The sequence below is a fragment of the Streptomyces sp. NPDC051677 genome (assembly GCF_044453465.1).
Taxonomy (GTDB): Bacteria; Actinomycetota; Actinomycetes; order Streptomycetales; family Streptomycetaceae; genus Streptomyces.
Genome location: NZ_JBITCT010000044.1, coordinates 18883 through 34424, shown reverse-complemented (window position 1 = coordinate 34424; position 15542 = coordinate 18883). Strand labels below are relative to the sequence as shown.

Below are 15542 nucleotides of genomic sequence, written 5' to 3'. Positions count from 1 at the left end.
CCTCCTTACCGGTAGTGGATGAACGCGGTCGTGTTCGCGGCGGCGGGGGGCGCGAAGGCAACGGGCAGCTTCGACGCATACACCTCGCCGCGCCACAGCAGTGCGCCCGCGGTCTTTGTAGAGCCGGGAGTGAACGCGGTTTCGGCAACGAGGAAACCGGCGAGGATCTGAGTGCCGTCACTGGCTGCGGCGTTGTAGGGCGCGTACAGGCCCGATGCGGTGATCCGGCTCAGTGGGATGCCGGACTTGATGATGTGGCGGGGCTGATTCTGCGTGCCCGCCGTGTAGTGGGTGCCTGCCGTCAGCTTGCTGGTGTCGACGGGAATCGTCTGGGCTTCGTGGACACCGTCCAGCGAAGCGAGCCATGTCCGGTCGTCGGTGACCGTCGTGGAAGTGGTGAGGATCTGGTAGTCGCTCACATTGTCTCCTTCGTAGGTGCGGATCGGATTGCTCCCGCACCCGGCGCGCTGCAAGGGGCGGTGTCCACGAACGACGACGGCCGAGCCGCGCCAGGGCGTGGTCCCTGATCAGCCCGACCGGCTTCCGGAAGGGCGTCCACGGTTTGAGGGGCGTGGTCCCAGGGAGATGTGTCGTTGACGTGGTCAGTCGCTGATGAGCCCTCGCCGCCGGGCCATTTCGAGCCCCGCCGCTCCGGGCCTGGGTGGAATGCCTCCGCGCTTTGGCGGGCCGCCGGCGGGAGATCCGCCCGGAGAGGGCGGCACGGTCTCTCGGGCGGGCCCGAACAACTCGGGGCGGCGCTCCTTCAGTTGCTCAGCGGCAGTTTCGACGGCCGCCTCGTCAGCGTCGGGCTGGTCGTGCAGAGCACGGTCGATGAGGAGCACCGCATCATCAAGGTCGTCCCCCGTCGCGCCGAGACCTCCGAGAGCGGCACGCCGGATGGCAGCACGCTCCCTGGCCAGAGCCTGCGCCTCGCGCGCCTCGGCTGACCTCAGTTTCTCCTCGGCGACCTGCTCGCGGCGTTCCATCTCGGTCAGCGCGGCCTGGTCGGCGTCGCGCTTCGTGGTGATGAACTCGGTCAGCGCCTCGGAGCTGTCGAACCCGAGGTCACCGAGCAGCTTCTTCACGGCCGCCCGGCCGCCCTGGGTCTTCTCCCGGGCCAGCAGCCGCGACAGGTCTTCCTTTGTGACACCGCTGCTCGGGGCGTCACCCTCGTCACCCGGCTTGTTGGGGTCGTCCTCGGGCGAGGCCCCGAGGATCGGATAGATCGGCCGCCCGTCACGGCGGTGCCCGACCGGTTCGAGCGGATTGGGGAGTGAGGGGCGCGTCATGCGTGAACCGTCCACAGGTCTCCAGCGCCCCCGCGCCGCCGATCAGTGTAGCCACTCCCCCCACGCGGCACACGGCCCGTGCAGGGCGCCAGAGTCAGTGGGGACCGGGCCCGGCCGCCTCGCCGATGGTCCCGGTTGTGCCGGGCGGCTGCAGCTGCGCTGGCGGCAACGGCTGGGCCGAAGGCGGGCTGGTCGGCGGCCCGTCCTGGGAGCCGGTCCGGCCAGGCTGCACGAGAGGCACGGCAGGCACAGGGTCGGCTTCCGGCAGGCCCAGGTATTCGCGCACGGCCGCGTTGTCGCCGGTCGCGTCGGCTAGTCGGGCAGCCTGGTCGAAGGCCCGCTTCTGGATGCGCTCGATCTCCTCGGCGACGTCCTCGACGGGGTAGCCCGCCTCCTTCAGCATGCGCACAGCTGTCTCCAGGGAGAACACGCCGGCCGCATAGCCGGAGGTAACGTCGTTGAGGACGGTGGTGCGGTCGGTGGGAGTGTGCGCGCCCCACACGAGGCGTGCAGGCAGCGACTCGCCGGCGGGCCACACCTGTCCGGCTTGGTGCAGGCGCTGCACGAGGCGCAGCAGCAGCTGGTACTTGTGGTCGCGGGCCAGGCGCATCGCCCCGACCAGGGAGTCCAGCGGGCCAAGAGCGAGCTGCAGCGCGTACCCGGACGGTACCTTGGCCACATCCAGGGTGCCGAGCCCGGCCGTGGTCAGGCGAGTGTTCGAGGCGAGCCGGTCCAGTAAGTGGTCGATGCGCTGGCGCAGTTCAGCGAGCTGCGCCGACGTGTCGAGGGTGTCCATGCGGCCCGAGTCGGACAGCTGCCACACCGTTCCCGCCTCCACACGCACCGGCATCGGCTGCCCAGTGGAGCGGTCGATGGGGAGCCGCGCCCCGGCGAGAGCCACAATGGGCGTGCCGGTGGTCGACGAGGCGGAGGCGCTGTCGGTGTCGGTGGCGGCCAGCTCGTCCAGCAGCTGCAGCACCGTCGCCAGCGTCGGCTTCCCCCAGTGCTCGCCTGCATCCGGGATCGAGTTGGGGACGTGCACGACCGGGATGAAGTCCACCATGAGGTCGAGCCGGTCGAGGACCTGACCGTCGGAACGCACCCGGTAAGCAGCCTTGTCAGCGGGCAGGTTGAACACATCGTGTGCAGAGCCGAGGTCTTCCAGCAGCCACTCGGCGTCCGTCAAGTAGCACGTCGTCCACGACGGCTTGCCCGGCGCCCACGGGTAGGTGCGGGTCAGTGTGCCCGTGAGCGGATCGAGGGTGTCGCCGCCGGTCAGCACCGGGTCGCCGTCCGCTCTGGCCACCTGCTCACGGATCGCGCGGCCGTCGCTGGTCTGGCCGGACGCCGTGGCTGGCCCGATCGGGCCAAGCTCGTAGGTGATGCGCCGCACGCGGTCCTTGAGGCCGCGCACTGGGTCGGCGGGCAGCTCCCAAGCGAAGTGCACACGCTGCGGGTACTCCTGAGCGTCCTGCTCACCCTCGTCCCACTCGGGGAAGTACCAGCCGGGGTCGTACGTACGCAGCAGCACACGCCGCTTGGACGGATCCCACGCCAGCGTGTAGACGCCGTCCCCGCAGCGCACCGCGCACCGTTCGGCCTGCTGGATGCGCAGCGGCAGCAGCTCCTTGTCCGCCCACGAGCGCAGCTTGTCCTGCAGGTCGGCCGCAGCCCCGGCTTCCGGGGTGAGCTCCTCGTCGCCCTGGTCGTGGTACTCGGCACCGGGCACCACGATGGTCTGCTTCGCGCCCAGGAGGTAGCTGAGGGTGGTGTCGATCAGCTTGGACGGGTCGCCCAACTCGCGGCGCTCCACGCCGTGGTGGTCATCACCGGTGACGGAGGCGAGCTCCCCGGCCTGGTTGGAGTCGTACGCGGCCAAGAACTTGTAGGCGGCCAGGCGGCGCAGGTCCTCGGCAGGCACCCACGAGGCGTTCAGCTCAGGGAACGCGTGGTGGCCCGGCCGGCTGGGGTGGGCCATCGTCTGCTTGTAGTTGAGCCACGACCAGGCGTCGATGAGCAGTTCACGCAGGTGCCTCACAGGTGCCCCTCCAGGCGACCGGGCCCCGCGCCCACAGCCAGCGTAGGCCTTGATCCACCGATGTGGCAGGGAAGTGATCTCCTGACGGGCCCAGCATGCACCGCAGCCTCACGGCCATGGGACCACCCCACCCCCGCAGCTGCGGGGAGCAGGCGGTGCCGTTGACCATCGCCCCCAGGTCGACGGGACTTTCCCCGGGCGCGGGGAGCAGGTCATCGGGATGAGCATCGGCCACCTCGCCGTGGGACCATCCCTCGCGGGCGCGGGGAGCAGGTGGTGCCGATCGGCGTACGGATGTCCTGGCTGGGACCATCCCCTCAGGCGCAGGGAGCAGACCCTCGGCGAGGGCCCGTCCCACTGGGCATGGGGACCATCCCCGCAGGCGCGGGGAGTGGGCGGATCTCGCCGAGACCATTCCCGACGGCACGGGACCATCCCCGCGGGCGCGGGGAGCAGATGACCGAGCTGAACTGCCTGATCTCCGGGTCGGGACCATCCCCGCGGGTGCGGGGAGCAGGCCTGGCGTGCCGTGTACTTGGCTCCGCCGTGGGGACCATCCCCGCGGGTGCGGGGAGCAGATCGCGCGCCGGCACACGCGCGAGGTGCGGGCGGGACCATCCCCGCGGGTGCGGGGAGCAGCGCACCCCGCCGGCCTCGTTCCTGGTCGTGCCGGGACCATCCCCGCGGTTGCGGGGAGCAGGACTCCCATGCGGTGCCTTTTGCCTTCGCGGGGGGACCATCCCCGCGGGTGCGGGGAGCAGCCAGTCAATGATGACCCGCTCGTACGCGCCGAGGGACCATCCCCGCGGGTGCGGGGAGCAGTCGTCGAGCATGACTGGTGTGTGTGTTGTGGGGGGACCATCCCCGCGGGTGCGGGGAGCAGACCGGCAACACGAACGTCAGCCCACAGCTGCGGGGACCATCCCCGCGGGTGCGGGGAGCAGGCGGATCCCTCGCGATCAAGGAATACAGCGGGGGGACCATCCCCGCGGGTGCGGGGAGCAGCCTCCTCGCGGTCATCGCGGCGCGCTGCCGGCGGGACCATCCCCGCGGGTGCGGGGAGCAGTCGTGCACGAAAGTGGCGGGGGCGCGGCCGGTGGGACCATCCCCGCGGGTGCGGGGAGCAGCTTCCCGGAACCCGACGCGGAGAGACTGCCTGGGGACCATCCCCGCGGGTGCGGGGAGCAGTTGTAGTCGACCGTGCAGCGGTACGAGAAGTCGGGACCATCCCCGCGGGTGCGGGGAGCAGGTCTGCGACGGCGGCCGCGATGTCCTCGGCCTGGGACCATCCCCGCGGGTGCGGGGAGCAGGGCGACGCGCTTCGCCTCCTCGTCGGCCTGGCGGGACCATCCCCGCGGGTGCGGGGAGCAGGCCCGGGCGTTGTTACGCCAGTCCTTCTTCACGGGACCATCCCCGCGCGTGCGGGGAGCAGCCTGCTGCCGACGCCAACATTGACTTCCGCTCCGGGACCATCCCCGCGGGTGCGGGGAGCAGCCGCGGCCGTCGAACGAGATCGTGAAGCGGTGGGGACCATCCCCGCGGGTGCGGGGAGCAGGGCGGACTGGCCGTCCCGTGGATCACCGGCTGGGGACCATCCCCGCGGGTGCGGGGAGCAGACTGTCTGACCTGCGCCTCTATCACTTGTGGCACAGGGTTTCACCTATGTTCGCGAATTCCGTCAAGTAGGACATATGGGAATTGCATACTTGGGGATGGCAACAGCGGGCCAGACACCGTACAACTTGAGCGCGCCTGTTGGAAGTCGTACGGCTGGCTGAGCTGCAGATCAGGCTCGTTTCTTCGATTTGGCCTGCTGGGCACCGGTTTGCGTGTAGGCATATCGCATGACGAGTGGGGACGATTCCCTCTCTGACCTGCTGTCGCGGCTTGGGGCTACGGCGCGGTCGGTGTGGGCGAAGCATGATCGTGATGCGGACGGATGGCTGCCGTTGTGGCGGCACATGGAGGACAGCGGCGCCGTCGCCGGCCTTCTGTGGGACGAGTGGCTCCCTTGCGGCATGCGGAGGCTCATCGCCGAGGCGTTGCCCGGCGGCGAGGCAGATGGCCGCAGGCTGGTCATGTGGCTGGCTGGTGTGCATGACACGGGCAAGGCGACGCCGGCGTTCGCCTGCCAGGTCGATCAACTCGCCGATGTCATGCGGGAGAAGGGCCTGGAGATGCGGTCCCGTCAGGCGATGGGGCCGGATCGGAGTCTGGCGCCGCATGGGCTGGCCGGTCAGGTGCTGCTGGGTGAATGGCTGGAGGAGCGGCACGAGTGGGCGCCCAAGCAGACGGGGCAGTTCACCGTCGCGGTGGGCGGGCACCACGGGGTGCCGCCCGAGAGCGGTCAGATCAAGGCGCTGTACCACCATGAGGAGTTGCTGCGTACTCCTGGCCGTAGCAGCGGGGTGTGGCGGCAGGTGCAGACTGAGTTGCTCGACGCGTGCGCGGAGCACTTCGCCGTGGCGGACCGGCTGGAGGCGTGGCGGGCGGTGAAACTGCCGCAGCCCGTACAGGTGTTGCTGACCGCACTGGTCATCGTCTCCGACTGGATCGCCAGCAATCCCGACCTCTTCCCCTACTTCCCGGAGGCCGCCTCCCGTAGCAGTCAGGAGCGGCTGGTGGCCGCGTGGCGGGGGCTGGACCTCCCGGCGCCGTGGCGGGCGCAGATGCCTGTCGGGGATGCGCAGGAGTTGTTCGTGTCGCGGTTCCAGCTTCCGGCGGAGGCGAAGGTCCGGCCGGTCCAGGAAGCGGCGTTGGTGCTGGCTCGGGAGATGGAGACGCCTGGGCTGATGGTCATCGAGGCTCCGATGGGGGAGGGGAAGACGGAGGCTGCGCTGGCTGTGGCGGAGGTCTTCGCGGCGCGTTCGGGTGCGGGTGGGGTGTTCTTCGCGTTGCCGACGATGGCGACGGGCAACGCGATGTTCCCGCGACTGTTGGAGTGGCTGAACCGGCTTCCGCATGACGGGAGTGACCGGCACTCCGTGCACCTGGCGCACTCCAAGGCGGCGTTGAACGAGGAGTTCGCCGGTCTGCTGGCCCGTGGCGGACGGGTGACGGCGGTCGACGTGGATGCGGCCGCGCCTGTGCCGCGGCGGCTGGGGGAACCGGCACGGTCGGCGGGCGCCGAGCTGGTGGCGCACACCTGGCTGCGGGGCCGTAAGAGGGCGATGCTGGCGTCGTTCGTGGCGGGCACTGTCGACCAGCTGCTGTTCGCCGGGCTGAAGAGCCGGCACCTGGCCCTGCGTCACCTGGCGGTGGCGGGCAAAGTCGTCGTCATCGACGAGGCGCACGCCTACGACGCCCACATGAGCGTCTATCTGGACCGGGTGCTGGCCTGGCTGGGCGCGTACCGGGTTCCGGTGGTGGTGCTCTCGGCGACTCTGCCCGCTGCGCGTCGGCGTCAGCTGGTCGAGGCGTACTCCGGGGCGGCCGGCGCACACGTCGAGAGTGCTCCGGCAGACGGGGGGTATCCGTTGCTCACCGCGGTCGCGCCGGGCGGCAGGCCCGTCGTGCGCCGTCCGGCTGCTTCGACCCGCGGCACGGACGTCCGGGTGGAGCGGCTTGGCGACGGTCTGGATGCGCTGGCCGACCGGCTGGAGAGGGAGCTGGTGGACGGCGGGTGTGTGCTCGTCGTTCGCAATACGGTCAAGCGGGTGCTGGAGACGGCCCGGGTGCTGCGGGAGAGGTTCGGCGACGGGGCCGTCACCGTGGCGCACTCGTGTTTCGTGGACGTCGACCGGGCGGCCAAGGACAGTGACCTGCTGCGGCGGTTCGGTCCGCCCGGCAAGGCGACGGGGCGGCCGTCCGGGCGGCACATCGTGGTGGCCAGCCAGGTGGCCGAGCAGTCCCTGGACGTGGACTTCGACCTGTTGGTCAGCGACCTGTGCCCGGTGGACCTGCTGCTGCAGCGCATGGGCCGGCTGCACCGTCACCGGCGCGGGGAGGGCCAGAGCGAGCGGCCCGCGCCGCTGCGTACGGCGCGGTGTCTGCTGACCGGCGCGGACTGGGCCGCAGGGGTGCCGGTCCCGGTGCGCGGGTCGGTGGCGGTGTACGGGGCGTATGCGCTGCTGCGGTCGGCGGCGGTGCTGCTTCCCCATCTCGACGGCGGTCCGCAGCGGCCCGTGCGGCTGCCCGCTGACATCAGCCCGCTCGTCCAGGACGCCTACGCCGAGGCTCCCGTCGGGCCGGAAAACTGGGCTCCGGCGCTGGAGGAAGCGAGGGGGCGGTTCGAGCGGCACCGGGCCGACCAGGCCGAGCGGGCGACGGTGTTCCGTCTCGGCGAAGTCGGCCGTGCCGGCAAGCCGTTGTTCGGCTGGGTGGCAGCCGGCGTCGGCGATGCCGATGACACCCGCGCGGGCCGGGCCCAGGTACGCGACAGCCGGGAGAGCCTGGAAGTCGTCGTCGTGCAGCGGCGCGCCGACGGCGCTCTCGCCACCCTGCCGTGGCTGGAACCCGACAAGAAGGGCCGCCCGCGCGCAGGGCTTGAGCTGCCACAGGACCAGGCGCCCACGGCGTTCGCCGCCCGGACGGCGGCCAGCTGCGGACTGCGGCTGCCCATCCAGTTCTCCTACGCCGAGACCCTCGACAAGGCCATCGCAGAGCTGGAGCAGCTGTACGTGCCAGCTTGGCAGGGCAAGAACAGCCCGTGGCTTACTGACCAGCTGATTCTCGCACTCGATGAGGATTGTCAGACCCTGCTGGCAGGCTATGCGCTCCACTACAGCCACCGAGATGGCCTGGAGGTGACCCGTGAGGGAACCGACCGCTGACAGCACGGCCCATGTCCCGTCATTCGACCTGACCACCCAGCCTTGGATCGGGGTTCTGAAGTGTGACGGCTCGCAGGAGGAGCTGTCGCTGCGTCAGGTCTTCGCCCAGGCTGGCGGCATACGCCGCATCACGGGAGACCTGCCTACCCAGGAGTTCGCTCTCGTGCGCCTGCTGCTTGCTGTTGCTCACGACGCTCTCGACGGCCCCGACAGCGTCGAGTCCTGGGGCGAGCTGTGGGCCGACCCGGAGTGCTTCGCGCCGGTCGCCGCCTATCTGGACACGCACGGCGAACGGTTCGACCTGCTCCACCCGGCCGCTCCGTTCTTCCAGACCGCTGGGCTGCGGACGGCGAAGGACGAGGTGTTCTCACTCAACCGGATCGTGGCCGACGTGCCCAACGGGGAGGCGTTCTTCACCGCGCGGATGCCCACCGTGGACCGGTTGTCGTTCGCGGAGGCGGCCCGCTGGGTCGTGCACGCCCACGCCTACGACACCTCCGGCATCAAGTCCGGCATGGTGGGCGACGAACGGGTCAAAGGCGGCAAGGTGTACCCGCTCGGCACGGGGTGGGCGGGCGGCCTCGGCGGGGTCTTCGCGGAAGGCGACAGCCTGCGCGAGACGCTGCTGCTGAACCTGGTGGCGGCCGACACCGACGCTCTGAACTTCACCGCTGACGACCGGCCCGCCTGGCGGCGGGAGCCGTGCCCGCCTGGCGGCGCCGAGCGCACCCCGACGGGGCTGCGCGATCTGTACACGTGGCAGTCGCGCCGGCTGCGCCTGCACCACGACGCCGACGGCGTCACGGGCGTCGTCCTCGGCTACGGCGATCCGCTCTCCGCGCGCAACATGCACCGCAGGGAGCCGATGACCGCGTGGCGGCGCAGCACCTTCCAGGAGAAGAAGCTGCGGCAGCCGCTGATCTACCTGCCCAGAGACCATGACCCGGCACGCGCCGCCTGGCGGGGCGTCGCCTCGCTGGTCGCCGACCGGTCGGTGACGGCCCAGGGCGCGGAGGCTGCTGCCTACCTGCGGCCGGGGATCCTGGAGTGGGTGGCCCGGTTGGTCACGGAGGGGGAGCTGCCGCGGCACTTCTTGATCCGGGCCCGGATCGTCGGCGCCACGTACGGGACGCAGCAGTCGGTGATCGACGAGGTCGTCGACGACCGTCTCGTCATGCCGGTCGTGCTGCTGCACCGGCAGGACCGCACGTGCGCCCAGCAGGCGATCGGTGCGGCCGAGGACGCCGATCAGGCGGTGCAGGCGCTCGGTGATCTGGCCACCGACCTGGCCCGCGCGGCCGGCTCCGAAGGGGAGCAGCGGCGATCAGCAGCGCGTGAACTCGGCTTCACCGTGCTGGAGCATCCCTACCGCACCTGGCTCGCAGCCCTCACGGACGCCGAAGAAGCGTTCGAGCGGCGACGCCTGTGGCAGCGCGAGGCACACAGCCTGATCGGCCGCCTCGGTGACCGCCTCATCCAGGACGCCGGGGAGGCGGCCTGGCAGGGCAGGACCGTCTCCGCCGCCAGGGGCGGCACGCAGTGGCTCAACGCCGGCCTGGCCGACCGGTGGTTCCGCAACCGTCTGGCCAAGGCGCTGGGGAAGCTGTCCGGATCGGACCCACAGCCGCAGATCGGGCTGCAACGGTCCGCCGCAGACCCCCCGGACGGCTCCGGCCAGCCCCACCCTGGCTCTTTCACGACCGACCCGAAGGTGCCCGCATGACCACCGCAACAGCCCCGCCGAGCGTCCGCTCGCGGGTCGCCGAGCTCGCCGCCGTGCAGATCGACAGGTGGCAGGAGGGCTACCTGCGCGACAGCCCGAAGGACGTCGCCGCGCTGGCCCGCCTGCGCCGCGGCGCAGGCCGGGACGCCGCCGACCTGCCCGACCTGTGGACGCTCGTCGACACCTCGCCTCTGTACGCGCGCCTCGACGACGTACGCCCACTCAGCGAGGAAGAACTCGTGCGGGCGGAGAACGCCCTGCACGCGGCTCTCACGCTGTGGGCCATGCACCAGCAGTCCCGCGGCGCCCACATGCACCGCCCCCACGCCCGCGGCGGGCCAGGAGGACCGGCCGGACTGGGGGCGGCCGTGCGGCGTCTGATGCCGCCGGATGGCATCGACGAGCCCGTCCGCAAGCGCCTGGTGCGCGCCGGGACCGCACCCGACCTGACCAGCCTGTCCCAGCGGCTGCGCGACCTGATCGTCCTGCTGCGCCGCGCCGACATCCCCCTCGACTACGGCCTGCTCGCCGGCCAGCTCTACGCCTGGCAGTGGCCCGGCGGCGCCGACACCGTCCGCCGTGAATGGGGCCGCTCGTTCCACTCCTGGCAGGACCCGGCCGCTCCAGCTTCCGCCCAGAGCGCCGACGGTGCCGCCCCCAGCTCCGACGACCGCGACAAGGACGCCTCGTGAACCGCATCTTCCTGGACGTGCACGCCCTGCAGACCGTCCCGCCCAGCAACCTCAACCGTGACGACACGGGCGCGCCGAAGTCGGCCGTGTACGGCGGTGTGCCGCGCGCCCGCGTCTCCAGCCAGGCGTGGAAGCGGGCCACCCGCACCTACTTCGACGACGAGCGCCTGCTCGACCCGAACGAACTCGGCGTACGGACCAAGAAGGTCGTGGAACTGCTCGCCAAGCGCATCACCGCGCTGGACGAATCCCTCGGCGGCGACGCGGCCCTCGCTCTGGCCGACGAGACGGTCAAGGCAACGGGGCTGAAGACCGAAGTACCCAAGCGGAAGGCCGACGCCGCCAAGGAGTCCGGGGACACCCCGGCGCCGGAGGCGAAGTACCTGGTCTTCCTCAGCTTCCGCCAGCTCGACGGCCTGGCCCGCCTCGCCGTCGACGGGGCCGCAGACATCACCGCGTACCTCAAGGAGAAGGCGAACAAGGACAAGGCCAAGGAGATCGCGGACAGCCGCCACTCCGTCGACATCGCCCTCTTCGGCCGGATGGTCGCCGACGCAGCCGACTACAACGTGGACGCCGCCGTCCAGGTCGCCCACGCCATCAGCGTGCACCGGGTGGAGAACGAGTCCGACTACTACACGGCGGTCGACGACGAGAACACCGAGGAGGAGACCGGTGCCGGGATGATCGGCACCGTCGACTTCAACTCCGCCACCCTCTACCGCTACGCCGCCCTGAGCGTCCACAAGCTCGCCGACAACCTCGGCCAGGGCCTGCGCGACGACGAGCCGCGGACCGAACCGGTGCGCCGAGCTGTCGAGGCGTTCGTGCACAGCTTCGTCGCCTCGCTGCCGACGGGGAAGATCAACACCTTCGGGCACCACACCCTGCCCGACGCCGTCGTCGTCAAGCTGCGCACCACCCGCCCGGTCAGCTTCGTCGCCGCCTTCGAAGAACCTGTCCGCGGCGACCAGGGCGGCCACGTCCGAGAGGCGTCCGACCGCCTCGCCGCCTACGTCCCTGACATCGAACGCGCCTACGGAGACGACGCATCCACCCTCAGCTGGGTCCTGCGCGTCGGCCCCAACACCCTCAAACTCGCCGACCTCGGCACCGAGTCCGACACCCTTGGCGACCTCGTCGCCGCCGTCGGCCACGCCGTCGCCGAACGCCTGGAGACGCCCGCATGAGCGGCGTGCTCGCCCTGCGGCTGGCCGGCCCCCTGCAGTCCTGGGGGGCCTCCTCCCGCTTCACCCGCCGCACCACCGAATCAGCCCCCACCAAGAGCGGCGTCATCGGCCTGCTCGCGGCCGCGGCAGGCATCGAACGCGGCGACGACCGCGCGCTCGCGCCCCTCGCAGCCCTGCGGTTCGGCGTCCGCATCGACCAACCCGGCACCCGCCTCCGGGACTTCCACACCGCCCACCACGCCGTCACCGGCAAATCCATGCCGCTCTCGGAGCGTTACTACCTCGCGGACGCCGTCTTCGTCGCCGCCCTCGAAGGCGAGCACACGCTGCTCACCGCGCTGCATGCCGCGCTGAAGTCCCCGGTCTACCTGCCGTTCCTCGGCCGCCGCTCCTGCCCGCCGGCCGAACCCGTCGAGCTGGGAGTGTTCGAAGACGCCCGCCTGGAGCACGTGCTGCGAAACGTGCCGTGGCAGGCGTCCGCCTGGAACCGCAGACGGCACAGCTCACGCCCCCCGAGCACACTGCCCGTGCTGATGGAGGCGGCAGCCGGCGACGAGCACGCCGGCGCCGACACCCTGCGCGACCAGCCCATCAGCTTCGCCGCCGCACACCGCCGCCACGCCCTGCGCACCGTCGTCACCACCACGGTGCCCATGCCGCATGCTCCCGCCGGCGTGCCGCGGCACGACCCGTTCGATGCTCTGGAGGATGAGAGCAGCTGATGTACCTCTCCCGCTTCCGCGTGAACACCGCCCGTCCCGGCGCACGCCGCCTGCTGTCCTCGCCGCAGGTCCTGCACGCCGCCGTGATGTCCTCGTTCCCCGGCCTGCTGCCCACCGACGCCCCCGCCCCGGACACGCCGCGGGTGCTGTGGCGCCTGGACCACACGGCCCCCGCCGAGGTGATCCTTTACATCGTCAGCCCCGACCGCCCGGACCTGACCCACTTGGTCGAACAGGCCGGCTGGCCCGCGGCAGCAGCGGCCGATCCCGCCACGCCCAGCTGGCAGAGCAGGCCCTATGCCCCGTTCCTCGACAAACTCTCCACCGGGGACCGCTGGGCCTTCCGGCTGACCGCCAACCCGGTCCACACCATCCGCCGCAACCCCGACGAGCCCCGCAAGATCACCGCCCACCTCACGCCCGTTCACCAAATGGCCTGGCTGATCGAGCGCCAGGAACGAAGCGGCTTCCGCATCCTGGAGAAAGCCGACCACGCACGCCTGCTGCCCGGCGGCACCACGCACCAGGGGAAACGCGAGCACCACGGCGACCGCTACGAGCTGTCCGTCCGCGACCACAACAACCGCTCCTTCGACAAGAAGCGCACGGACGACGGCAGAAGAGGCAAACCCGTCACCCTGGTTGCCGTCACCTTCGACGGCCGCCTCGAAGTCACCGACCCCGAAGCCCTGCGCCGCACCCTCACCCAGGGAATCGGCCGCGCCAAGGCCTACGGCTGCGGCCTGCTCACCCTGGCACCTCTCACCCCGCCCGCCCGGCAGGCACCATGACCACGATCTCCCAGCACACCGCACTCACCCCACGACAACTCACCCGCACCGCCGAGCGCGTCTCCTTCATCTACCTGGAACGCTGCACCGTCCACCGCGACGCCAACGCCATCACCGCCCAGGACGCCGAAGGCACCACCCACATCCCGTCGGCGACCATCGGCACCCTCCTCCTCGGCCCCGGCACCCGCATCACCCACCAGGCGATGAGCGTCCTCGGAGAAACCGGCGCGGCCGTCTGCTGGGTCGGAGAGCGCGGCGTGCGCTACTACGCCGCCGGACGCGCCCTCACCCGCTCCTCAGCCCTCATGGAAGCCCAGGCCCGACAATGGGCCAACCCGCGCAGCCGTCTCGCCGTCGCCCGCGCCATGTACCAGCTGCGCTTCCCCGACGAAGACCCCGCCGGCCTCACACGCCACGAACTCCTGGGCCGGGAAGGACGCCGCGTCAAAGACTGCTACCGCGCCCAGGCCACCCGCACCGGCATCCCCTGGCGCGGCCGCCAGTACACCCCTGGCAACTTCACCGCCGGAGACCCTGTCAACCAGGGCATCACCGCAGCAGCCCAGTGCATGTACGGCATCGCCCACGCCGTCGTAACCTCGCTGGGTTGCAGCCCAGCCCTCGGCTTCGTTCACTCCGGACACGAACTGTCCTTCGTCCTCGACATCGCCGACCTCTACAAAACCGAGATCGGCATCCCTCTCGCGTTCGACGTCGCCGCGCAGGACGAGGAGGACGTCGGCCCCCGCACCCGCCGCGCTCTGCGGGACCGCATCAACGAATCGTCCCTGCTCGAACGATGCGTCAACGACATCAAACACCTGCTGCTGGGAGGAGTCAGCCCAGTCAATTCAGGTGACGACCGCGACGTGGTCACCCTGCAGAGCGACGGCGGCCGCGAAGTCCCCTCCGGCTTCAACCACGACACAAGCGGCGACTACGAACAGGTGGGCTGGTGACCGTCATCGTCCTCACCAACTGCCCAGCCGGACTCCGCGGTTTCCTGACCCGCTGGATGCTGGAGGTCTCCGCAGGCGTGTTCGTGGGCAACCCATCGGCCCGCATCCGCGATGCGCTCTGGCACGAGGTCCAGCAATACGCCGGCCAGGGACGCGCTCTGCTGACCCACACCACCAACAACGAACAGGGCTTTACCTTCCGCACCCACGACCACGCGTGGCACCCCGTCGACTACGACGGCGTCACCCTCATCCACCGCCCCGACACAAAGCCCTCATCGCCGGGGGCCACTCCACCGACGACCGCTCCGCCCGGATGGAGCAAGGCGGCCAAACGCCGACGCTTCGGACGAACCTGAAGGACATTGGGGCGATTACAGGCGTATTGCCGGACTTCACGAAAGTGCTCAGAAACCCGTCACCTCCGCACTAAAAGACCAGGTCAACCAGTCTGCTCCCCGCACCCGCGGGGATGGTCCCACGGCCGCGAGCGTGGCGAGACTGCCCATGACCTGCTCCCCGCACCCGCGGGGATGGTCCCGGCGGCTGCGTCTTGCCGAGGGCGGCGGCCAACTGCTCCCCGCACCCGCGGGGATGGTCCCGGCGGCTGCGTCTTGCCGAGGGCGGCGGCCAACTGCTCCCCGCACCCGCGGGGATGGTCCCAGCTCCCAGCCCTCGGGGGTGCCGTCGTCGGCCTGCTCCCCGCACCCGCGGGGATGGTCCCGTCGTCGAGGTCGCGCTCGCGGCCGAGGGCCTCTGCTCCCCGCACCCGCGGGGATGGTCCCTTCTTCCGCCCCGCTTTCAGGACCTCGTCGTACTGCTCCCCGCACCCGCGGGGATGGTCCCGCTGCATCGACCGCCTGTCGTGGAAGCGGATCCTGCTCCCCGCACCCGCGGGGATGGTCCCGCTGCGGCCTGGATCGCCGACCACAGCAGCCCCTGCTCCCCGCACCCGCGGGGATGGTCCCGCGCCGCCGCCGAACGCGCCCGACAAGCCGCCCTGCTCCCCGCACCCGCGGGGATGGTCCCAGGGACCAGTCGTCGGTCTTCACGATGTCGTCCTGTTCCCCGCACCCGCGGGGATGGTCCCAGCCCTACACGACCGGCAAGTGGCACCGCGACCTGCTCCCCGCACCCGCGGGGATGGTCCCCGAAGGCACCGAAGGTGCGGAACGGTAAAGACCTGCTCCCCGCACCCGCGGGGATGGTCCCGCCGAGATCCAGCTGTTCGGCAACCCGGAGACCTGCTCCCCGCACCCGCGGGGATGGTCCCACGCAGCGCGGTGGGACGTCATCGAGGACGCGCTGCTCCCCGCACCCGCGGGGATGGTCCCGTCTCGGTCCCGACCTCCTCACGGCAGGC

General features: G+C 71.1%; 11 protein-coding genes and 2 CRISPR repeat arrays (1 of these 13 running past the window's edge). Of the genes, 8 read left to right on the top strand and 3 right to left on the bottom strand.

Features of this window, described 5'->3' with window-relative positions; translation table 11 throughout:
• Positions 1-5 precede the first annotated feature (5 nt).
• The 3 genes from ACIBAF_RS37675 to ACIBAF_RS37665 all read right to left on the bottom strand — a co-directional run bounded on the left by ACIBAF_RS37675 (position 6) and on the right by ACIBAF_RS37665 (position 3327).
• The gene (locus ACIBAF_RS37675; RefSeq protein ID WP_399469259.1) at positions 6-419 is read right to left on the bottom strand and encodes a head decoration protein; all 414 of its coding nucleotides are present in this window, start codon (positions 417-419) and stop codon (positions 6-8) included.
• Between the two features lie 183 nt (positions 420-602).
• The gene (locus ACIBAF_RS37670; RefSeq protein ID WP_399469257.1) at positions 603-1289 is read right to left on the bottom strand and encodes a hypothetical protein; all 687 of its coding nucleotides are present in this window, start codon (positions 1287-1289) and stop codon (positions 603-605) included.
• 94 nt (positions 1290-1383) lie between these two features.
• Complete coding sequence (locus ACIBAF_RS37665) at positions 1384-3327, bottom strand: hypothetical protein (RefSeq protein ID WP_399469255.1); 1944 nt, start codon at positions 3325-3327, stop codon at positions 1384-1386.
• A gap of 182 nt (positions 3328-3509) precedes the next feature.
• Positions 3510-4943: direct repeats of the CRISPR family, unit length 29 nt; unit sequence GGGACCATCCCCGCGGGTGCGGGGAGCAG.
• A gap of 228 nt (positions 4944-5171) precedes the next feature.
• Here ACIBAF_RS37665 and cas3 point away from each other — a divergent pair.
• Genes cas3 through cas2e form a run of 8 tightly spaced genes read left to right on the top strand, consistent with a single transcriptional unit; the run spans position 5172 to position 14538 of the window.
• Positions 5172-8099 (top strand): CRISPR-associated helicase Cas3', encoded by a 2928-nt coding sequence (cas3, locus tag ACIBAF_RS37660; RefSeq protein ID WP_399469253.1) that lies wholly within the window; start codon positions 5172-5174, stop codon positions 8097-8099.
• Positions 8080-9822 carry a type I-E CRISPR-associated protein Cse1/CasA gene (gene casA / locus ACIBAF_RS37655; RefSeq protein ID WP_399469251.1) on the top strand — a complete coding sequence of 581 codons (1743 nt, stop codon included), beginning with the start codon at positions 8080-8082 and terminating at the stop codon, positions 9820-9822. Before cas3 ends, casA begins: the two co-directional genes overlap by 20 nt.
• Positions 9819-10514, top strand: coding sequence for a type I-E CRISPR-associated protein Cse2/CasB (gene casB, locus ACIBAF_RS37650; protein ID WP_399469249.1), 696 nt, complete (start codon positions 9819-9821; stop codon positions 10512-10514). Before casA ends, casB begins: the two co-directional genes overlap by 4 nt.
• Positions 10511-11704 (top strand): type I-E CRISPR-associated protein Cas7/Cse4/CasC, encoded by a 1194-nt coding sequence (gene cas7e / locus ACIBAF_RS37645; RefSeq protein ID WP_399469247.1) that lies wholly within the window; start codon positions 10511-10513, stop codon positions 11702-11704. The genes casB and cas7e overlap by 4 nt, the downstream gene beginning before the upstream one ends.
• A complete protein-coding gene (gene cas5e / locus ACIBAF_RS37640; protein WP_399469245.1) occupies positions 11701-12426 on the top strand; it encodes a type I-E CRISPR-associated protein Cas5/CasD in 726 nt (241 codons plus the stop codon). Before cas7e ends, cas5e begins: the two co-directional genes overlap by 4 nt.
• Positions 12426-13217 carry a type I-E CRISPR-associated protein Cas6/Cse3/CasE gene (gene cas6e, locus ACIBAF_RS37635; protein WP_399469243.1) on the top strand — a complete coding sequence of 264 codons (792 nt, stop codon included), beginning with the start codon at positions 12426-12428 and terminating at the stop codon, positions 13215-13217. Before cas5e ends, cas6e begins: the two co-directional genes overlap by 1 nt.
• Positions 13214-14179: a type I-E CRISPR-associated endonuclease Cas1e gene (gene cas1e / locus ACIBAF_RS37630; RefSeq protein ID WP_399469241.1), complete on the top strand. Its 966-nt coding sequence runs from the start codon at positions 13214-13216 to the stop codon at positions 14177-14179. The genes cas6e and cas1e overlap by 4 nt, the downstream gene beginning before the upstream one ends.
• Positions 14176-14538: a type I-E CRISPR-associated endoribonuclease Cas2e gene (gene cas2e / locus ACIBAF_RS37625; RefSeq protein WP_399469239.1), complete on the top strand. Its 363-nt coding sequence runs from the start codon at positions 14176-14178 to the stop codon at positions 14536-14538. Before cas1e ends, cas2e begins: the two co-directional genes overlap by 4 nt.
• A gap of 92 nt (positions 14539-14630) precedes the next feature.
• Positions 14631-15542: a CRISPR direct-repeat array (repeat unit 29 nt; unit sequence CTGCTCCCCGCACCCGCGGGGATGGTCCC); it runs 2546 nt beyond the window's last position.